Source organism: Cognataquiflexum aquatile (assembly GCF_003316845.1).
GTDB lineage: Bacteria > Bacteroidota > Bacteroidia > Cytophagales > Cyclobacteriaceae > Cognataquiflexum > Cognataquiflexum aquatile.
The window spans coordinates 132,597-152,108 of record NZ_QMIK01000008.1 but is presented as its reverse complement, the minus strand read 5'-3'; the positions used below and the strand labels follow the sequence as shown (position 1 = coordinate 152,108).

Here is a 19,512-nt window from a genome sequence, read left to right as displayed (position 1 = left end):
ATGTATATAATTTTCTTTTATATTCGCTTTCTATCCTGATTACGATACTCACATGTCAAACAATAACCTGATCAAAGGAAGTCTACAAACCATAATCCTCAAACTGCTCGAGGAAAATGACCGGATGTATGGCTATGAGATTACCCAAAAAGTCAAGGAATTGACCGCCGGGGAAATCAAAATCACAGAAGGCGCCCTCTACCCTGCCCTTCACAAGTTGGAAGCTGATGGATTGTTGACCACCGAAATCGAGCAGGTCGATAACCGGGTCAGGAAATACTATAGCCTGACCAAAGACGGTCAAAAGGAAGTGGACAACAAAATGGCCGAGTTGCAAGGATTTGTCGAAAACCTCCAAAGAATCCTTAATCCCACCTGGAATCCGGGATTGACATAACCTTTGAGGTTTTTGGAATCTCGAAGGTTGATTGATTGAAAATGTAACCTTTGAGGTTTTTGGAACCTCGAAGGTTACAGTAAAAATTCAGCCTTTCCAAGGCAATAAAAAATTATCCATGATTAAATAAACCTTCGAGGTCTTGAAGACCTCAAAGGTTGTCCGAAGAGAAATGCGAAACCTGACTGCCATAGAATTGCAATCCATCAAAAGCGCCATCGTCCGAAAAGAAATCTCTTCGGCTGAAATCCTCATGGAAGTCTATGACCATTATGTCAGCCACCTGCAGGAATTTAAGGAAGTTGATTTTGATGATCAATTGGCAGAACTCGAGGAAAAATTCACTTATGGATATTGCCATTCCTTGCAGGCAAATCTTCAGAAAAACCTCAGAAAAGACATTTCTAAAAGCCAATGGCTAATCATAAAAAACTACTTCTGCTTTTCAAAACTGATATACAGCCTTGGACTTTTGTTGATATTGTTCACTGTCTCAATGAACCTCAGGTCTGAAGATCAATACTTTTTGATGATGTATGTCCCGATAATTTTATTGGCGGTTTTCTCCATTTTTGTGCTATTCAATTGGCGAAAAAGAACACGGATCGCAAAAAGCGTTTTCGCAGAACAGAAAGACATCATCAAATCCTATTTATCCGAAGCCTTGGTCTTACGGATTACTTTGCCGGTTCTCATTCTCAATGGATTGCTTCAAATGTCAAAGATATTCTTGAACATTCATGAAATTCCTTTTGCGTTCCTTCCACAGATCAGTTTGGTTCTTACAATAGGTCTTATGTTTTATGGGATTTCCCTTTTCGAAGTATGGAAAATAAAATCCAAAACATCTCTGATATGAAACTCTCCAAACCCCAAATCGAAAAGATAAACCAATCCATCCAAACGGGGATTTATTACCAAGACATTCGATCGGAATTGGTGGACCACTTGGCATCAGCCGTCGAGCAGGAAATGGAAGAAGGTGAGATTTCCTTCGAGTTGGCTTTGGATCAACAGCTCGCAAAGTTGAATCTAGACAGGTTCCAAAGACAGGTTTTGATCAGTCATCATTCTTCCGCATTCAAAAAATTATTTGCCGGTTGGCTTAATCCGGAAAATTTTGGTTTGGCCTTGCTTGCATTTTGCGTGACCTATTTCCTGATCCATATTGGTTCCATAGAAGCAGGTCACACGTATTCTACATTCCTGATTGTCATGATCACTGTAAATACGGCACCTTTTTTTTATAGACTTTTTACAAAGCCCATGCGCAATTGCAGTGAGTTTATGTCCGTCATCAACAGCATGTTTTTTCTGTACGTATGCATGTCATTTTCTTTTGACTTGTTACTTGAATTCTCTGCTATTCCAAAGCAAATTTTCATGCCGGCTTTTATGGGGATCTTAGCCGGGCAATTGATCATCGGGATCAGGTTGGTAAACCATACTTATGAAAAATTGAAACTTGCCAAACAATGAAACTCAGCAAACCCCAAATCGAGCAACTCAAAACCCTGATTTCCAAAAAAGGATATTCTGAAATCGATGTCAAGTATGAAATCCTGGACCATGTGGCATGGACCTTTGTCAACCATTTTTCAATCATTCAATCTCCACAACCTTAAAACATTTCAACCTTTTTAACCTTCCAACCCTTCCTAATTTTTCAATCTTCAAATTTTCCAATCTTCCAATTCTAATTGAACAACCTTCCAACTTTTTTAACCTTCCAAACTTTCCAACTTTATCTTTTCATTTCCTTTTTGAAGTGCATCAAGAGTAAACCAAATATTCTTCCTACCTTTGCACCCTAATTCAATTTTACAATGCTTAATATTCGGAATATCGCGATTATCGCACACGTTGACCACGGCAAAACCACCCTGGTGGACAAGATCATACACGTTTCCAAAATCTTCCGTGAAAACCAACAGTTTGACGACCTGATCCTGGACAGCAATGACCTGGAAAGGGAAAGAGGAATCACCATCCTTTCCAAAAACGTTTCCGTAAGGTACAAAGACCACAAGATCAACATCATTGACACCCCGGGTCACGCCGACTTCGGTGGTGAAGTAGAAAGGGTACTGAAAATGGCCGACGGGGTAATCCTTTTGGTCGATGCTTTTGAAGGACCGATGCCGCAAACCCGATTTGTATTGGGCAAAGCATTGGCACTTGGACTGACTCCGATCGTCGTAGTCAACAAAGTAGACAAAGAAAACTGCCGTCCTGACGAAGTGCATGAGGCTGTATTTGACCTGATGTTCAACTTGGACGCTACCGAAGAGCAACTGGAATTCCAGACGCTATACGGTTCGGCAAAACAAAACTGGATGGGTCCTGATTGGAAAAACCCAACTGACTCTATCCTTCCTCTATTGGATGCCATCATCGAACATATCCCTGCGCCGAAAATCGACGAAGGAACATTACAGATGCAGATCACTTCTCTGGATTATTCCAGTTTTGTGGGACGTATTGCTATTGGCAGGGTAAAAAGAGGCTCCATCAAGGAAGGCGCTCAATTATCCCTTTGCAAAGCAGACGGTGTCATCAAAAAAGTGAAAGTAAAAGAATTGCAGGTATTTGAAGGACTTGGAAGGGTTAGGGTAACAGAAGTACTTGCAGGAGATATCTGCGCAGTCACTGGCATCGAAGATTTCGAAATCGGAGATACTTTGGCAGATCTCGAAAAGCCTGAAGCATTGGTAAGGATCTCTATCGACGAGCCTACCATGAACATGCTCTTCACGATCAACAACTCTCCGTTTTTTGGCAAAGAAGGCAAGTTTGTAACTTCACGCCACTTAAGAGACAGGTTGTTCAAAGAAACTGAGAAAAACCTCGCACTTCGCGTGGAAAATACAGACAGTGAAGATAAATTTTTGGTCTATGGCCGTGGTATCCTCCACTTGTCCATCCTGATCGAAACCATGAGGAGAGAAGGCTATGAACTTCAGGTTGGTCAGCCACAAGTTATCTTCAAAGAAATAGACGGAGTCAAATGCGAACCAATCGAAACATTGGTAGTAGATGTTCCGGAAACAACTTCAGGAAAAGTAATTGAACTTGCTACGCAAAGAAAAGGTGAGCTCCTGATTATGGAACCTAAGGGTGATTTGCAGCATCTTGAATTCAAAATTCCTTCAAGAGGATTGATCGGATTGAGAAACAACATGCTGACCGCAACTCAGGGTGAAGCCATCATGAACCATAACTTTTCTGCCTATGAGCCATTCAAAGGCCCGATCCCAGGACGTATCAACGGTTCGTTGATCTCTATGGAAGGTGGACAGTGTACGGCTTACGCGATTGATAAATTGCAGGACAGGGGAAATTTCTTTGTAGATCCAGGAGACGAACTTTACATGGGTCAGGTTATCGGAGAGCATTCCCGTGACAATGACATCGTGGTCAATGTGCAGAAAGGTAAGAAACTGACCAACATGCGTGCATCCGGTTCTGATGACAACGTGAGGATCGTTCCTGCCAAAAAATTCTCCCTAGAGGAGGCCATGGAATATATCCAAAAGGATGAATACCTTGAAATCACTCCAAAATCCATCCGTATGAGAAAAATCTATCTGGATGAGAATGAAAGAGGAAGAATGGCGAAGAAAGATTCTTAAGAAGTAGGAAGTACGAAGTTGGAAGTTGGAAGTACGAAGCTTCCGTCATTCTGAACGAGCTTAAGTAAATCCTCTCATTAAGGAAAAGCTAATTGCGAAGTGAAGAATATCCCTATTGAGTTGGGAAATACGATGTGAAAAGTAAAAGGTACTTAAAACTTGAAAATAAATGAAAATCCCCTGAGCGAAAGCTTAGGGGATTTTTTTATGGGATTTCAAACTTGTGAAATGATGGGTTTTGGAAAAATCGCAAAGTGTTGTTTAGTAAACCATACTTTTGTTGTGTACTAAACAACAAAAAAAACCGGAACATCTCTGCCCGGTTTTTTTGATTATTAATCCGCAAGACCTACCTACATCAAGGTGACAAGGCAAAGCTGTTTCAGATTCTCGCTTCTTGTGTCTCGCTTCTCGGCTCTTTTTTCTCGCTTCTCGTTTCTCGCTTCTCGCTTCTCCCTTACTCTCCCTGCGCCAGACTATAAGCCCTGACTCCATCAAAAGCATACAAATGCTCTGTCTTGATAAAGTCAAACCCCAAGGCCTCGATTTGGGAAAGCAAATCCAAAACCTGCTTGTGGGTGATTACCGACTGACCCGCAGTCTGGAACCTGCATCTCCAATGGTCGGTGCAGAATGTTTCCCGCATTCCTCCCGGATATACTTTGATCCCCCTGTTGGTTATCAATTGGAGAACGAGTCCGTCAGCGTTTGCTTTTCTTAACTTCTCCCCGATGACATCCGGGTTTCTTCCTTCCGTGTCCCAATCCACAAAAACATCCACACCAATCAGTTCTTTCTTCGATTTGGTGACAGGACTCAACTTTATTTGCATCGGAGCAGTGGCGGATTTATCGAAAACCGCAGGAATAAGGCTTGAAGGCATTTGCCCCAATCTTTCGATGATTGCTTTTGCAAATTCGTTTGTGCCGACTTTTTTGGAGGAAAGTGTCGGTTGGTAGATATCTCCGGTATGGATACCATCTTCAAGCGTCTTCATCCAAGCGTTGGAGATTTTCTCAGCAATGTCCGGTTGTCCGATATGGACAAGCATCATGATCGCGCCATTGAGCAAACCTGACGGGTTGGCGATATCCATACCTGCGATGTCAGGCGCCGAACCGTGGATCGCCTCAAACATGGCAACTTCTTCTCCCACATTGGCCGAACCGCCCAATCCCACCGAACCTGTGACCTGCGCGGCGACATCCGAAATGATATCTCCATAAAGGTTCAATGTCACAATCACATCGAAAATCTCCGGTCTTTCTGCAATCAATGCTGTCCCGATATCGATGATTTTGTGATCAGTCTGAATCTCAGGATATTCCTTGGCTACTTCCAAAAAAGTCTTGTGAAACAAGCCGTCTGCCAACTTCATGATATTGTCTTTGGTCATGCAGGTCACTTTCTTGCGTCCATATTTCCTGGCATATTCAAAGGCATAGCGGATGATTTTTTCAGAACCCGGTTTTGAAATCAATTTCAAACATTGGTACACCTCTTGGGTCTGTCTGTGTTCAATTCCCGCATATAGGTCTTCCTCATTTTCACGGATGATGACAAGGTCAGTTTTTGGGAAATAGGTTTTCACAAAAGGAGAAAATGCTTTGCAAGGCCTGACATTGGCAAATAATCCAAAGGATTTTCGGGTAGTCACATTCAGACTTTTGAATCCTCCACCCTGTGGGGTAGTGATCGGAGATTTCAAAAATACTTTTGTCTTTCTCAAAGAGTCAAAAGCGCCGGGCTCCATTCCTGAACTGATTCCCTTCAGGTAAACCTGTTCACCGATTTCAATCACCTCATATTCCAACTGCGCGCCTGCTGCTTCGAGGATTTCGAGCGTAGCTTTCATGATCTCCGGACCTATTCCATCTCCGTAAGCTACGGTGATCTTTGTTTTTGCTGACATATATAAAAAGAATTAGTTTAGTTTTGAATTACCCTGCAAAAATAGGAAAATAAGCCGAAAGGCTCGGTTGACTTTCCATAAATTACCATAATACCAACCATAAACAGCTACCGTGCCCAAGTAATAATTCCTCGACCAATCACCGGTACTCAAGGTATTTTCCGGCCAAAGCTTGGGGAATGAATACCATGCTTGTATATTTGATATCCACATCTACCTTTAATCATGCCTGACAGCAAGAATATTCTCTCTGAAGAAAAACTTGGCATTCTGTATTTGACCATCAACAGGGAAACCAAACTGAATGCACTCAACTTTGCTACTTTGACTGAAATCAGGGAAATCTTCACGGAAGTTTCCGACAACAAAGACATCAAAGCCGTCATCATCACAGGTTCAGGCGAAAAAGCATTTATCGCCGGAGCAGATATCAGTGAGATTGCGGATCTGAACGAACTGAATGCAAGGAAATTTGCGGAGAACGGTCAGGAAATATTCAGCATGATAGAGAATTGCCACAAGCCTGTCATCGCCGTCGTCAACGGTTTTGCTTTGGGTGGCGGATGCGAATTGGCTATGGCCTGTCACATGCGCGTGGCTGTAGCCTCTGCCAAATTTGGACAGCCGGAAGTCAATCTTGGAATCATCCCCGGATATGGCGGGACTCAAAGACTGACCTACCTGATCGGAAGGGGAAAAGCCAATGAACTCATGATGACCGGAGACATGATCGGTGCAGACGAAGCCAAAGCCCTTGGCCTGGTCAATCATGTCCTTCCAACCAAGGAAGATGCCATGGCGAAAGCCGAAGAAATCATCAAAAAAATAATGAGTAAAGCGCCACTTGCCATCGGCATGATTGTGGACTGCGTCAATTCGGTCTTTGTACCTGATGAGGACGGCTACCAAACAGAAGCCAACAGCTTTGCCAGATGTGTCAAGTCAGGTGACTATAAGGAAGGCACTTCCGCTTTCCTCGAAAAAAGAAAACCGGTTTTCAAAGGGGCTTAATTCCCCTTTTTCTTTTTTACAATGAGCCAACTGAAAAAACTTGCAGGACAAACCGCCATCTATGGCATCAGCAGCATCCTAGCCAAGACCATCAATTTTTTACTTCTTCCGATTTATATCACCTACTTAAATAAGGAGGCTATAGGGTCATTTACAGCAATTTATGCCTACATAGCCTTTCTGAATATCATTTTTACTTATGGAATGGAAACGACCTATTTCCGATACGCCACTGGAAAGGGACTCGACGCACAAAAAGTATTCGCACAAATCCAATCTCTCCTGATTACAACTTCCATTTCAATGGGAGCAATCATCTATTTCTCGGCGCCGGCTTTGGCAAGTTGGCTGGGATACGAAGGGCAGGAATACCTCTTCCGTTGGATGGCTTGGATTTTGGCCATAGATGCCATCTTGGCTTTGCCTTATGCGAAGTTGCGAAAAGAAAACAAAGCGCTTCAATTTGCCCTGACCAAGCTTGGCAATATTTTACTGAATGTGGGATTCAATATTTTCTTCATCGTATTCTGTTTTCATGTGTGGAATGGAGAACTGCTGCCTTCCCTGCAGCCTTTTGTCAATACCATTTACAATTCTGACTGGGGCGTAGAATACATCTTACTCTCAAACCTTTTGGCTAATGCCCTGGTGATTCCGGTTTTATTCAGGCTTTCTGGAAAGTTCGTTTTTGGGATGGACAAAAAAATCCTGCAACCCATGTGGCATTATGCAGTTCCCTTACTTTTAATGGGACTGGCGGGGGTGACCAATGAGGTTTTTTCAAGGGGATTGTTTGAATATGTATTGCCGGAGAATTTCTATGAAGGCCTTTCACAAAGGGAAGCTGGGGGAATATTTGGGGCAAATTTCAAGTTGGCCATTTTCATGAACCTGATCATCCAGGCTTTCAAACACGCAGCCGAACCCTTCTTTTTTAACCAATCTAAAGACAAAAATAGTCCTGCTCTTTTTGCAAGGGTGATGCATGCTTTTGTGATTTTCTGTTCGCTTTTGATGGTGATGGTTTCTGTCAATCTGGACCTGCTTGGCAGTTTTTTTCTCCGTGGGGAAGGCTACAGCGAAGCGTTATATATCGTCCCGGTTTTATTGTTGGGATATCTTTTCTTGGGGATTTATTTCAATCTCAGTATTTGGTTTAAGTTGACCGATCAGACCAAATTCAGTTTTTACATCACCGCTATCGGGGCGCTGGTGACAGTCATTGTGATTTTTGTTTTTGTTCCGATTCTCGGTTATATGGGGGCCGCGTTGAGCACCTTGTTGAGTTACTTGATTATGGCAGTTGTTTGTTACTTTTTTGGGCAGAAATATTTCCCGATTCCTTACCAAACAGGAAAAGATTCCTTTTACCTCGTATTTGCTTTTGGATTGAGCTATCTGGGATTTTTCTTGGAAATAGAGCAGGCTGTCCTTCAATTTATTACAAGAAATAGCCTTGTGATTGTTTTTGTTCTCGTAGTTTTGTGGCTTGAAAAAGAGGAACTCCGAAAGTTCTCCAATCAATTGAAAAAAAGAAAACCATGAAAATCAAGGTAATCAACCAATCCAAACACCCATTACCGGAATATCAGACTCCTTTGGCTGCAGGCCTTGACCTCAGGGCAAACCTCGACGAACCGGTTTCATTGGGGCCTTTGGAGAGAAAGCTGATTGGTACAGGGCTCTTTATTGAGTTGCCTGCCGGATTTGAAGCCCAGATCAGGCCGCGAAGTGGATTGGCTTTCAAATATGGGCTTTCAGTCCTCAATACTCCCGGTACAGTCGATGCAGATTACCGAGGTGAGGTCAAGGTTTTGTTGGTAAACCTTTCGAATGAAACTTTCGTGGTGCAGGATGGGGAGCGGATTGCACAGATGGTCATCGCCAAGCATGAACAGATTCAATGGGATTCGGTAGACAACCTGTCGGAAACCGAACGTGGCGCAGGTGGTTACGGCAGCACAGGCAAAGCTTAAGGGATTTCCAAATGGTGGGTTGGATAGCCAAATCAACAGCCGCAAAATTTGAACCCAACCAAAAAGAACAAAAAGGTACTATGTTTGCGTTAAGTAGGTGATCGTGTAGAGCAAATGAAAAAATACTGCAAATATTCCACATCACTTCTTCGCATCCGCGTCAAAATCAATAAAATCAAAATCGAAATAAAACCCTCCCTGTGACTATACAGTTCAAAAAAATATTGAGTGTTTCGCTGTTGCTGCTGATCAGCTTTGGCGCATTTTCCCAAGAAAAACTTTCAAAAAAGGAAAGAAAAAAACAATTAAACGAAGCGCAGGCCTCCAGACTTTTTATCGACGGACAGCGGTATTTGATGCAGGAAGACTTTGACAGAGCCTATTTTTATTTTCAGAAAGCAAGAGAACTAAGTCCCGACCAACCTGCCATCAATTTTAAAATTGCTGAAATCCTGCTACGTGCCAACCAAGTGGACAAGGCTTTGGAATTTGGGATGAAGGCCGTTGAATTGGACCCGGACAACAAGTATTACAACCTGGTCATGGCAGAGGTTTATTCCAAGCAGAACCAACCCAAAAAGGCCGCTGCGATTTTGGAGAAGCTGATGGCAAATACCGAAGAAAACCAAAATTACATCCTTGACCTTGCATCCCTGTATTTGGCAGGAAATGAATTTGACAAAGCATTGGAAGCATTGACTGCCGCGGAAGAATACTACGGCATGGCTCCGCAAATCACGCTTCAAAAACAAAAAATCTTTCTCAGGAAAAATGACCTCAACAGCGCCATCAAGGAAGGGGAAAAACTGATTGATTCCCAACCGGGCAATTCTCTGTACGTTATCAACCTTGTCGAAATTCTCTTTAACAACGGAAAAACCGATGAGGCCATTCAACATGTAGAAAAATCACTAGCTGCCTATCCCAATCAGCCTGACCTGCAGATGGCTGCCTATGCACTTTACAAAGACAAAGGCGAAATAGACAAAGCCGAAGAACTGATAAAATCTGCCTTTGCGAATCCTGATTTGGAAGGGCAGGTTAAAGCCCAGGCATTTGCCGGCATCCTTCAGGAGCCAAAATCGGCCAGAAGAGATGATCTTATCGAAAATCTCTCAGCAAGTATGCTTGCCAATCACCCCAATGATGCAGACATCCTGACCATCTTGGGAGACAAAAAATTGTTTGAAGGGGACAGAGAAGGGGCTTTGGAACTGTACAAACAGTCTCTCAGCATCAATCCCGCAAACGCCCAGGTTTTGCAGGGCGTCATCACGACCATGTTTGAAATGGGGAAAGAGTTTAGCGAAATCGAGGAGCTGACTTCCACGGCTGTGGGGGAATTTCCAGACAAAGCTGAATTCTGGTTTTTTGACGGAACTGCCAAGCTTGCCGTCAAAAAAGGAGAGGAAGCAGAAACTTCTTTGAATAAAGCGCTTGAAATCAACAATGGCAAAAACCCCCAATTGGATCTTTTGATCAATGGACAGTTGGGAGATGCTTATCATTTGACCGGAAAAACCGAAAAAGCCTTTGAAGCTTATGAAGCTGTTTTGAAAGTAAGACCAGATGATGAGCATGTCCTGAACAATTATGCTTACTATCTTTCCCTTGCTAAAAAAGACCTGGAAAAAGCAAAAAAAATGTCAGAGCAGTTAGTGAAAAAGTTTCCAAAAAACGCCACTTACCTTGACACCCATGCATGGGTTTTGTTTCAATTGAAAGATTATGAAGGGGCCAAAACTTATATGGAACTGGCTTTGAAATACGAAGAAACTCCAAGCGGAGTGATGTTGGAACATTATGGCGACATTCTTTTCCATTTGGGAAACAGCAACGAGGCGATTGCTTATTGGAAAAAAGCAGAGGGAGGGGAAGAAACTTCGGAATTTCTGTTGAAAAAAATCAAGGACAAAAAATATTATGATTAAGGGGTCAATCACTTTTTTGATTATTGCGGCAATTTTTCTTGCCGGATGTGCAAAAAAACCCATTCTCTACACTTCAGATGAAATCATGGAGGAGTTTCGCCCTACCATTTTTGAATTTGAGTATATCAGTGCCAAAGGAAGAATTGTGTTGGAAGAATCAAATGGCAAAGTGACCAAGGGAACCATCAGCCTGAGAGCAAAAAAAGACAGTGTGGTATGGTTTAGCATCACGCCGGGATTGGGTGTGGAAGCGATCCGGGGAATGGTGACCGAAGAAAAAATGCGGATCAAGGACCGTATCAACGGAGAAGACATCAATATCAGTTTTGTGGAAATGCTTGATAGGTACGGACTGAAATTAGACCTGCCACTCATGCAAAATCTCCTTTTTGCCAATGTCCCGCAGGAGTTCAGTTATAGAGACAGGTTGCTGCGGGCCGGAAAATACTTCGAACTGACCCAGATCAGGGATGGTGTCAGGTACCATTCGCGGGTCAGCACCTCCCATGGCAAAGTGGTGGAGCTTACCAGCAACACTTTGGACGATAAGGGGTCATTTATGGCAAGTTATCCTACCTTTGAGGAAGTCAATGGTCAGCCCTTTCCAAACAAGATGTTGTTGAAACTCTCGTTCAACTCACCTGAAGGCGTTCAAAACGCCATCATCCATCTGGAGTTTAGCCGTATTGATTACTTGACTGAGCCCGTTTCCTTTCCATTTCATTTTTAATCGATGAAAATTAAGATTGCAATTATCCTGTTTTTGTGTGTAGCACTCGGATTTCCCAATGGGGAAGCCATTGCCCAAACCAAAAAAACACGGGAACAATTGGAAAAGGAAAAAGCAGATATCCAAAAGCGCCTTTCCGAGTTTGACCAGATATTGAAGAAAACTTCAGAGACAAAAAAAACATCTGTGGGCCAACTCAATGCTGTCAATAAAAAACTGCAGACCAGAATCACCTTCATCAGGACCCTCAGCAACGAAGTCACGCTCATCAATAGAGAAATCAAAGAAACGGAAAGCTCGATCAGTTCTTTGGAGTCAGATCTCAAAAACCTCAAGGAAGAGTATGCAGGCATGGTCTATACTTCCTCCAAATTGAATTCGGGCCTGACGATGACTGCTTTTATATTTAGCTCCACTACTTTCAAGCAATTCTATATGAGGTTGAAATACCTCAAACAATATTCGGACGCCCGGAAAAAGCAGGTGGCTCTGATCACCGAAAAAACCACCGAGCTTGCTTACCAAAAAAACCTTTTGGAAGACAAGAAAAAGGAAAAGCAGGTAGTATTGACCAAAGAACAGGAACAAAAGCAGAAGCTGGATAAGGAAAAAAGACAACAGCAGGGAATAGTCAACAACCTTTCCAAGCAGGAACAGGATTTGAGGAAAAAAATCGCGGCCGCAAAAAAACAACAGGAAAACCTCAACAGCATGATCAAAAGGATCATTGAAGAGGAAATAAGGCTTGCAGAAGCCGATGCAAAAAAGAAAAACAGCACAGCAACCAAATCTTCCGGCAGCAGTATTCCGTTGACACCGGAGGCAGCGGCATTGTCAAGTTCCTTTGCAGGCAACCGAGGCAAACTGCCATGGCCTGTGGAAACCGGATTTGTTACCAAAAGATACGGAACTCATCCACACCCGACATTGAAGGGAATCACAGAAGACAATGACGGAGTAGACATTCAGACCACACCAAATTCCAACGTCAGGGCAGTGTTTGATGGAGAAGTCACCAAAATATTTACCCTTCCGGGATATGGCGGTACGATCGTGGTAAAACATGGCGAATACTACACCATGTACAGCAAGCTGAAAGTGGTATCGGTCAAATCCGGTGACAAAGTAAAAGCCAAACAAGTACTTGGACAGGTGTACACAAACAAGGAAGGGATAGCAGAAGTCCACTTCGAAACATGGAAAGGTCTTCAGCCCATGGACCCATCATCTTGGCTAGCGGGTCGATAAAACAATTAAATCGTATATTTATAAAAAAAGCGGTATATGGGAGCATCTTTCCTTTGTGTAAGAATGGCACTCTTATATCTTTGTACCATATAAATCTAAAACAATACCATTATGACTACATTGGGTTTCTTGCAAAACATGGGCGGAGGTTCTATTATTTTGATAATAGTCGTTATACTTCTGCTATTTGGAGCTAAAAGAATCCCTGAATTGGCACGCGGACTAGGAAGAGGAATCAGAGAGTTCAAAGATGCCACCAAGGAGATTCAGGACGATCTTGAAGAAGGTCTAAAAGAAAAAAAGAAAAAAGAATAATCAGATTCAAAGAGTAAAACACCTTGGAAAAATTCCTTTCATTTGACGACATTACCAAGTCGCTTGAAAATAGGGAAACCGATTGTAAAGCGATTGTAAATTATTATCTACAAAATATCCAAACGAAGGCGCACCTCAACGCCTTCGTTGAAGTTTATAAGGATTCCGCATTGGCACAGGCTGCCAAAGTGGATGAGAAAATCGCTTCAGGAAAAGCCGGTAGACTTGCCGGCATGGTGGTTGGCATCAAAGACGTCTTGGTCTACAAAGACCACGAATCCAACGCCTCGAGCAAAATCCTCAAAGGATTTAAATCTCAATTTACCGCAACAGCTGTCCAGCGATTGATCGACGAAGATGCCATCATTATCGGCAGACTCAACTGCGATGAATTCGGAATGGGCAGTTCGAACGAAAATTCAGCCCACGGGAAAGTCCTGAATGCAGCAGATGAAACACGGGTTCCCGGCGGTTCATCCGGTGGTTCTGCTGTAGCCGTGCAGGCTAACCTATGTACCGTTTCTTTGGGAACTGACACAGGAGGTTCCGTCAGACAGCCGGCAGCTTTTACCGGACTTGTCGGTATCAAACCTACCTATTCCAGAGTTTCCCGTTGGGGCCTGATAGCCTATGCCTCTTCTTTTGATACGATCGGTGTTCTGTCACGCAATGTGCGGGACAATGCACTCGTCATGGAAATCATGGCAGGGACTGACAATTTTGACAGCACCGCTTCCAAGAAACCTGTTCCCCACTATTCGGAACTGTTACATTTTGGAAAAAGGGCAAAAATTGCCTTCATCACAGAAACAATCGAATCAGAAGCCTTACAGCCCGAGATCAAAGCAAATACCCTGGCAGTTTTAAAAAAATTAAAGGAAGAAGGACACCAAGTAGAAGAAGTCCATTTTCCACTGCTTAAATATACCCTTCCGACTTACTATATTCTGACCACTGCCGAGGCAAGCTCAAACTTATCCAGATTTGACGGGGTAAAATATGGCCACAGAAGTCCAAATGCCCATAATCTGGAAAGTATGTACAAGCTGACCAGATCAGAAGGATTTGGGGATGAGGTAAAAAGGAGAATAATGTTAGGGACTTTTGTCCTCAGCGCAAGCTATTATGATGCCTATTTTACCAAAGCTCAGAAGGTCAGGAGATTAATAAAAGAATATACTGAAGAGGTTTTAAATAAATTTGATTATATTATTATGCCAACAACGCCTTCGACGGCGTTTAAGTTTGGAGAACATAGGAATGACCCTGTTGCCATGTACTTGGAAGATCTATTCACTGTTCAGGCTTCTGTCTCAGGAGTTCCGGCACTATCCCTTCCAAATGGTACAGACAGCAAGGGCTTACCTATCGGGATCCAGATCATGGCAAATTCATTCAAAGAGGCTGAATTATACGCTTTTGGCAATTATCTGATGGAACTTAATAGTAATTAACTCAAAATTACCCGCCCAATGAAAAATCTATCTATCTCCTTAATCCCCACTTTTCTACTTTTTCTTCTTCTTTACCCGGTTGCATTCAGTCAGGAACTTTACAGTCTCAATAATGCTACAATTGAGGAAAAAACAATTGTTCCCATTTACCATTTTGAACATATTCCGGATTTCACTTACAATGAGGTTGCGAAAAAAATTAGCGCAATGGAGACAGACATGCCCTTTGAACTGAATGAGAGGGTTTTTGCTTTTATCAACTACTTTGTAGTCAGAAACAGGGAATATACCAAAATGGTCATCCAAAGAAAGGACATCTATTTCCCAATGTTTGAGGAAGCGCTTTTGGACCATGATATGCCTGAGGACATCAAATACCTGTCAATCATAGAATCAGGTCTCAATCCTTCAGCAAAATCCCGGGTTGGAGCTTTGGGATTATGGCAGTTTATGCCCGCCACCGGAAAGATGTACGGATTGGATTACAACAAAGACGTAGACTTGAGAATGGATCCGGAATTGTCCTCAGACGCTGCAGCCAAATACCTCAAATCCCTTTACCGTATGTTTGGTGATTGGGAATTGGCCTTGGCAGCTTACAATTGTGGCCCCGGCAATGTCAGGAAAGCCATCAGAAAATCAGGAGGTAAGAAGACTTTTTGGGGAGTTTATGATTTCCTGCCAAAAGAAACCAGAAGTTACGTACCTCAGTTTCAAGCCATGATGTATGTCATGAGGTATGCTGAGGACCACAACCTGATCTTGGAACAACCCACCTACCCTATTGCCTACGAGAAGATCAGATTCAACCAAGAATTGGATTTGGAGCAACTTGCAGCCCTTTCCGGTATTTGTATTGATGACTTGGAACACCTTAATCCGGCCATTCAAAACAGGATTATTCCTGCTTCAAACCAATCCATGGCTGTCAATGTACCGAAATCGAAAGTAGCTTACATTACTGAAAACAAAGAACAGTTTGCTGATGCAGTCAAATTGACTTCAGAAAAATCTGTAGCACTCAGGGCAAATGCAATCACCACCACGAATACACCCAAGCCTGCTGTGGCAGCCACAACAAACAAAGTCCCGGCAAACCAAAACAAAATCACCTATGTGGTGAAGTCAGGTGATGTACTCGGGTCAATTGCCCAAAAGCATGGTACAACTGTCACTAACCTCAAAAATTGGAACAACCTCAGGTCAAATACGATCAAGACGGGCCAAAAATTAACCATCTACAAAAAAGAAAGTTCCTTTGACTCCAACCTTGCTTCAGCTGCCGCCTCACCCGCACAAGCACCGCAGTTTTATACAGTCCAGCCGGGAGATTCCCTTTGGATCATTTCAAAGAAATTCAACGGAATAACCATCGATCAGATCAAAAAACTCAACAACCTCAATTCTAATCAAATCAAACCAGGACAAAAATTAAAAATCGGTTAACCTATTTGATTAGTAAAATTTTTTTCTGGGTATTCTTATTCCTAAATTGTACTTATAATTAAAACTATTATGGAAAATTATAAAAAAACAGCACTATCAGTGCTTTTAATCATTGCCTCTATGGTATTTTGGAGCTGTGAGGAAGGCGAAGGCTCGTCCTCCACCAAACCAAAGGCAAGAGGTGCAATCGGGGAAATCGTTTTGGTTATTGATTCCGTCAAATGGAACGGTGAAGTGGGCGATGCCCTCAAAGAGGTTTTTCAATCAGACGTGCCAGGTCTTATTAGAGGAGAAAGCATGTTTGATATCCGAAAAATCGACCCAAGTGCCATGTCCCGGATATTTAAATCCTCTACAAATATAATTTACGTAACCACCTTTGATGACAAAAGAATTGCCAGCCAAAACATCAATTCGGTTTTTAGCAAAGAAGCAAAAGACAAGGCCGCCAATGATCCGAATCTTTATTTGTTAAGAAATGAGGATGAATTTGCCCAAGGTCAGGAAGTGATTTACCTATTTGGAAACAATGAGGAAGAGCTTATCTCCAACCTGAAAAAAAACAAAGGAAAACTTCAAAATCTTTTCCAGGTTAGGGAAAGAGAAAGATTAGAAAAGCTTTTAATGGCAAGAAAAAGCTCTGAAGCAACGGTTTTTGCAGAAAAACTTGGTTTGAATATCAATGTACCGGCATCTTATCAGGTAGTGAAATCAGAAGATAACTTTCTGTGGCTCAGACAACCCACTCCTACCACCCAAAGACCGGATATCAGCCTGTTTTTCTATTCAACGGATTATACTTCAGAACTTCAGGTTTTCCCCGACTCTCTTATCGCCCTAAGAGATAAAATTACCAAAACGCACATCTTTGGGGATCCCAATAACCCAAACTCCCATCTTGTAATTGAAAAAGTAGACCCTTCTCCGATTTTCAAGAATTTCTTGATCAATGATAATTACAGCATTGAAATCAGGGGAGGATGGAAAACCAATAACCTCAGCATGGGCGGGTCATTTTTGGCCTATGTGATAGTGGATTCCAAGAGAGGCAAGCTTTACTATATGGAAGGATTTGTCTATTATCCAAATGAAGCCCACCGCGAATCAATCCGAGAAATAGAAACAATATTATTGGCCACTGACCTACTTGCAGAAAAAGAACAGGCGAGCTGATACATTATAACAATAAACCTTTATGGCTATTAAAATCAGAAAACAAGACGCTTTAAATTACCATTCTCAGGGGAAACCCGGAAAAATCGAAGTAGTACCCACCAAGCCGCTTTCAAGCCAGTTGGATCTGGCACTTGCCTATTCTCCGGGAGTGGCAGAACCCTGTCTGGAAATAGCCGACAACAAAGAAAGTGTTTATAAATATACTGCAAAAGGTAACTTGGTCGCTGTCATTTCCAACGGTACAGCCGTACTTGGATTGGGAAATATAGGACCTGAAGCATCCAAACCTGTGATGGAGGGAAAAGGTGTCCTTTTCAAAAAATTTGCAGGAATTGATGTTTTTGATATCGAAATCGCGGAAACTGATCCTGAAAAATTAATCCACATCATCAAATCCCTTGAGCCTACTTTCGGCGGCGTCAACCTCGAAGACATCAAAGCCCCGGAGTGCTTTGTGATCGAACAGACACTCAAAAGGGAAATGAATATCCCGGTCATGCATGATGACCAACACGGTACAGCCATCATATCCGGTGCAGCTTTGTTGAATGCCTTGGAAGTAGTGGACAAGAAAATCGGAGAAATCCAATTGGTAGTGAATGGAGCAGGTGCTTCAGCCATTGCCTGTACCAGATTTTACATGAATCTTGGTGTAAAACCCGAGAATATTGTCATGTGTGATAGAAAAGGAGTAATCAGAAAGGACAGACCTGATTTGGATGCGACCAAAATTGAATTTGCTACATCTAAGGATTTGCACACACTGACGGAAGCAATGACCGGAGCAGATGTATTTCTAGGTTTATCTTCGGCCAATTCTGTACATCCAGAGCAAATCCTGCTCATGGCAGAACATCCCATAGTTTTTGCTTTGGCCAATCCAGATCCTGAGATTGCTTACGACCTGGCAATGGCCACTCGAGATGATATTATCATGGCAACCGGAAGGTCAGATTATCCAAATCAGGTGAATAACGTACTTGGCTTTCCATATATTTTCCGTGGTGCGCTCGATGTCAGGGCCACCTCGATCAATGAGGAAATGAAACTTGCAGCCTCAAAGGCGATTGCAGCTTTGGCCAAAGAACCTGTTCCTGATATCGTGAACCGCGCATATGGTGACAATAAAATCACATTTGGAAAAACCTATCTGATACCAAAACCATTAGATCCAAGGTTGATTACTACCATCGCCCCTGCGGTCGCAAAAGCAGCCATGGATTCAGGTGTTGCAAAAACACTGATCACGGATTGGGAAGCCTATAACCTTGAGCTTCAAGAAAGAATAGGAATTGACCAAAGACTCATGCTCAGAGTGGTAACAAGGGCGAAGAAAAACCCAAAGCGCGTCGTTTTTGCAGAGGCTGACAATGTCAAAATCCTCAAAGCATCACAGCTGTTGAGAGACGAGCGCGTCGCTATTCCTATTTTACTGGGAAATAAAGAGAAAATCGACTCCCTCATTGAGGAACATAATTTGGATCTGACAGGCGTGACCATCATCGATCCTTATATGGACGAAGAAAAACTCAAGCTTTTTGGAAATATCCTTTACGAAAAAAGAAAAAGAAAAGGTCTGACTCCGGCAGAATGTATCCGTCTGATGAAAGACCGAAATTATTACGGTGCCATGATGGTCGAGGTAGGTGAAGCCGATGCATTGATTTCTGGTCTGACCAAAGATTACCCAAAAACCATCCTCCCTGCACTGCAGGTAATCGGAGTCAAACCGGATGTCAACAGGGTAGCGGGAATGTACATCATGAATACCTCCAAAGGGCCATTCTTCTTTTCTGATACCACGGTCAATGTAAACCCCACCGCCGAGCAATTGGTAGAAATAGTGGGATTGACAGCAAGCGGCGTCAGGTTTTTCAACATAGAGCCAAAAGTAGCAATGCTATCCTATTCCAATTTCGGATCGGCAAAAGGTGACGTGGCCTCCAAAACTTCCATTGCGACAGCTATGGCCAAAGCAAGGTATCCGGAACTTGTCATTGAAGGAGAAATGCAGGCCAACGTTGCCGTGAATGAAGAAATCCAAAAAGAAACCTATCCTTTCAGTTCATTGATCGGACACAAAGTAAACACGCTGATCTTCCCTGACCTGAGTTCAGGCAATATTGCCTACAAACTGCTTTCGGAACTTGGAAATGCAGAGGCAATCGGACCGGTCCTGTTGGGTATGAACAAACCTGTTCATATATTACAGCTTGGAAGTTCTATCAGGGATATTATCAACATGGTAGCTATCGCTGTGGTAGATGCCCAAACAAAGGATTAA

General features: G+C 42.7%; 17 protein-coding genes. 16 read left to right on the top strand and 1 reads right to left on the bottom strand.

The window, feature by feature from the left end; all coding sequences use genetic code 11:
- Window positions 1-52: 52 nt before the first annotated feature.
- The 5 genes from DQW11_RS20165 to typA all read left to right on the top strand — a co-directional run bounded on the left by DQW11_RS20165 (window position 53) and on the right by typA (window position 4,029).
- Entirely contained in the window at window positions 53-397 is a 345-nt protein-coding gene (locus DQW11_RS20165) for a PadR family transcriptional regulator (protein ID WP_113925922.1), read from the top strand.
- A 142-nt stretch (window positions 398-539) separates the two neighbouring features.
- Window positions 540-1,256: a hypothetical protein gene (locus DQW11_RS20160; RefSeq protein WP_157966163.1), complete on the top strand. Its 717-nt coding sequence runs from the start codon at window positions 540-542 to the stop codon at window positions 1,254-1,256.
- Entirely contained in the window at window positions 1,253-1,876 is a 624-nt protein-coding gene (locus DQW11_RS20155; RefSeq protein ID WP_157966162.1) for a hypothetical protein, read from the top strand. The genes DQW11_RS20160 and DQW11_RS20155 overlap by 4 nt, the downstream gene beginning before the upstream one ends.
- A complete protein-coding gene (locus tag DQW11_RS22310) occupies window positions 1,873-2,022 on the top strand; it encodes a hypothetical protein (RefSeq protein ID WP_157966161.1) in 150 nt (49 codons plus the stop codon). The genes DQW11_RS20155 and DQW11_RS22310 overlap by 4 nt, the downstream gene beginning before the upstream one ends.
- 201 nt (window positions 2,023-2,223) lie before the next feature.
- Window positions 2,224-4,029: a translational GTPase TypA gene (typA, locus tag DQW11_RS20150; protein ID WP_113925919.1), complete on the top strand. Its 1,806-nt coding sequence runs from the start codon at window positions 2,224-2,226 to the stop codon at window positions 4,027-4,029.
- A gap of 457 nt (window positions 4,030-4,486) precedes the next feature.
- On the opposite strand, the gene DQW11_RS20140 is transcribed toward typA, so the two are convergent.
- Window positions 4,487-5,941, bottom strand: coding sequence for an NADP-dependent isocitrate dehydrogenase (locus DQW11_RS20140; RefSeq protein WP_113925917.1), 1,455 nt, complete (start codon window positions 5,939-5,941; stop codon window positions 4,487-4,489).
- A 225-nt stretch (window positions 5,942-6,166) separates the two neighbouring features.
- Between DQW11_RS20140 and DQW11_RS20135 the strand changes: the two genes are divergently transcribed.
- From DQW11_RS20135 to DQW11_RS20085, 11 genes are all read left to right on the top strand, one after another.
- A complete protein-coding gene (locus DQW11_RS20135; RefSeq protein ID WP_113925916.1) occupies window positions 6,167-6,952 on the top strand; it encodes an enoyl-CoA hydratase/isomerase family protein in 786 nt (261 codons plus the stop codon).
- 21 nt (window positions 6,953-6,973) lie between these two features.
- Window positions 6,974-8,497: a lipopolysaccharide biosynthesis protein gene (locus DQW11_RS20130; protein WP_113925915.1), complete on the top strand. Its 1,524-nt coding sequence runs from the start codon at window positions 6,974-6,976 to the stop codon at window positions 8,495-8,497.
- Window positions 8,494-8,928, top strand: a complete 435-nt coding sequence (dut, locus tag DQW11_RS20125; protein ID WP_113925914.1) for a dUTP diphosphatase — start codon at window positions 8,494-8,496, stop codon at window positions 8,926-8,928. The genes DQW11_RS20130 and dut overlap by 4 nt, the downstream gene beginning before the upstream one ends.
- A 206-nt stretch (window positions 8,929-9,134) precedes the next feature.
- Complete coding sequence (locus tag DQW11_RS20120) at window positions 9,135-10,859, top strand: tetratricopeptide repeat protein (protein WP_113925994.1); 1,725 nt, start codon at window positions 9,135-9,137, stop codon at window positions 10,857-10,859.
- The gene (locus DQW11_RS20115) at window positions 10,852-11,589 is read left to right on the top strand and encodes a DUF4292 domain-containing protein (protein ID WP_113925913.1); all 738 of its coding nucleotides are present in this window, start codon (window positions 10,852-10,854) and stop codon (window positions 11,587-11,589) included. The genes DQW11_RS20120 and DQW11_RS20115 overlap by 8 nt, the downstream gene beginning before the upstream one ends.
- A gap of 3 nt (window positions 11,590-11,592) precedes the next feature.
- On the top strand, window positions 11,593-12,837 hold the full coding sequence (locus DQW11_RS20110) for a murein hydrolase activator EnvC family protein (protein ID WP_113925912.1): 1,245 nt from the start codon (window positions 11,593-11,595) through the stop codon (window positions 12,835-12,837).
- 111 nt (window positions 12,838-12,948) lie between these two features.
- The gene (gene tatA, locus DQW11_RS20105) at window positions 12,949-13,152 is read left to right on the top strand and encodes a twin-arginine translocase TatA/TatE family subunit (RefSeq protein WP_113925911.1); all 204 of its coding nucleotides are present in this window, start codon (window positions 12,949-12,951) and stop codon (window positions 13,150-13,152) included.
- 23 nt (window positions 13,153-13,175) lie between these two features.
- Window positions 13,176-14,606, top strand: a complete 1,431-nt coding sequence (gene gatA / locus DQW11_RS20100; RefSeq protein WP_113925910.1) for an Asp-tRNA(Asn)/Glu-tRNA(Gln) amidotransferase subunit GatA — start codon at window positions 13,176-13,178, stop codon at window positions 14,604-14,606.
- An 18-nt stretch (window positions 14,607-14,624) separates the two neighbouring features.
- Window positions 14,625-16,052, top strand: a complete 1,428-nt coding sequence (locus DQW11_RS20095; protein WP_113925909.1) for a lytic transglycosylase domain-containing protein — start codon at window positions 14,625-14,627, stop codon at window positions 16,050-16,052.
- Between the two features lie 69 nt (window positions 16,053-16,121).
- Window positions 16,122-17,225 (top strand): DUF4837 family protein, encoded by a 1,104-nt coding sequence (locus DQW11_RS20090; protein ID WP_113925908.1) that lies wholly within the window; start codon window positions 16,122-16,124, stop codon window positions 17,223-17,225.
- Window positions 17,226-17,247: 22 nt separating this feature from the next.
- On the top strand, window positions 17,248-19,512 hold the full coding sequence (locus DQW11_RS20085; RefSeq protein ID WP_198669935.1) for an NADP-dependent malic enzyme: 2,265 nt from the start codon (window positions 17,248-17,250) through the stop codon (window positions 19,510-19,512).

Excerpts from the sequence above, each read along its gene's own strand:
- dut (WP_113925914.1), top strand. The coding sequence starts at position 8,494 with ATGAAAATCAAGGTAATCAACCAATCCAAACACCCATTACCGGAATAT.
- DQW11_RS20130 (WP_113925915.1), top strand. The coding sequence starts at position 6,974 with ATGAGCCAACTGAAAAAACTTGCAGGACAAACCGCCATCTATGGCATC.
- typA (WP_113925919.1), top strand. The coding sequence starts at position 2,224 with ATGCTTAATATTCGGAATATCGCGATTATCGCACACGTTGACCACGGC.
- tatA (WP_113925911.1), top strand. The coding sequence starts at position 12,949 with ATGACTACATTGGGTTTCTTGCAAAACATGGGCGGAGGTTCTATTATT.
- DQW11_RS20135 (WP_113925916.1), top strand. The coding sequence starts at position 6,167 with ATGCCTGACAGCAAGAATATTCTCTCTGAAGAAAAACTTGGCATTCTG.
- DQW11_RS20085 (WP_198669935.1), top strand. The coding sequence starts at position 17,248 with ATGGCTATTAAAATCAGAAAACAAGACGCTTTAAATTACCATTCTCAG.
- DQW11_RS22310 (WP_157966161.1), top strand. The coding sequence starts at position 1,873 with ATGAAACTCAGCAAACCCCAAATCGAGCAACTCAAAACCCTGATTTCC.
- DQW11_RS20110 (WP_113925912.1), top strand. The coding sequence starts at position 11,593 with ATGAAAATTAAGATTGCAATTATCCTGTTTTTGTGTGTAGCACTCGGA.
- DQW11_RS20115 (WP_113925913.1), top strand. The coding sequence starts at position 10,852 with ATGATTAAGGGGTCAATCACTTTTTTGATTATTGCGGCAATTTTTCTT.
- DQW11_RS20095 (WP_113925909.1), top strand. The coding sequence starts at position 14,625 with ATGAAAAATCTATCTATCTCCTTAATCCCCACTTTTCTACTTTTTCTT.
- DQW11_RS20090 (WP_113925908.1), top strand. The coding sequence starts at position 16,122 with ATGGAAAATTATAAAAAAACAGCACTATCAGTGCTTTTAATCATTGCC.
- DQW11_RS20165 (WP_113925922.1), top strand. The coding sequence starts at position 53 with ATGTCAAACAATAACCTGATCAAAGGAAGTCTACAAACCATAATCCTC.
- DQW11_RS20155 (WP_157966162.1), top strand. The coding sequence starts at position 1,253 with ATGAAACTCTCCAAACCCCAAATCGAAAAGATAAACCAATCCATCCAA.
- DQW11_RS20140 (WP_113925917.1), bottom strand. The coding sequence starts at position 5,941 with ATGTCAGCAAAAACAAAGATCACCGTAGCTTACGGAGATGGAATAGGT.